Origin of the sequence: Thiocapsa imhoffii, from assembly GCF_016583985.1 — a bacterium.
Taxonomy (GTDB): Bacteria; Pseudomonadota; Gammaproteobacteria; order Chromatiales; family Chromatiaceae; genus Thiocapsa; species Thiocapsa imhoffii.
Genome location: NZ_NRSD01000108.1, coordinates 1 through 468, shown reverse-complemented (window position 1 = coordinate 468; position 468 = coordinate 1). Strand labels below are relative to the sequence as shown.

General features: G+C 69.4%; 1 protein-coding gene. It reads left to right on the top strand.

What is annotated here, in order from left to right; translation table 11 throughout:
* On the top strand, positions 1-468 hold a 468-nt coding region (locus CKO25_RS20855), incomplete at both ends, for a DNA topoisomerase (protein ID WP_200389851.1).

The window sequence follows — 468 nt, the reverse complement described above, 5'->3', positions numbered from 1 at the left end:
TCGTCGACGATCCGCAGCTGCGCCAGAAGCTCAAGGAGACGAGTGGCATCGGGACCGAGGCCACCCGAGCCGGTATCATCGAGACCCTGCAGCAGCGCGGCTACCTGATCCGCCGCAAGCGAGCGCTCCACGCCACCGAGGCGGGGCGCGCTCTGATTGATGCCGTGCCTGAGGCGGTCAGTGATCCGGCGACGACGGCCCGATGGGAAGAGGCGCTGGGCGAGATCGCCGAGGGGCGAGGGGATCTGGCGGCCTTCCTTGAGCAGCAGGCCGCTTGGGTCCGTACCCTCGTACGCCAGATCCAGGAGGCCGGCGCTGAGGCCATCGCCATCGATGGCAGTGCGCAGCCCACTTGTCCGTCATGCGGGCGCTCGATGCGCCGCCGCACAGGCAAGCACGGTGCGTTCTGGGGGTGCAGCGGCTACCCGGACTGCACCGTGACGCGGCCTGATGCGAACGGAAAGCCGG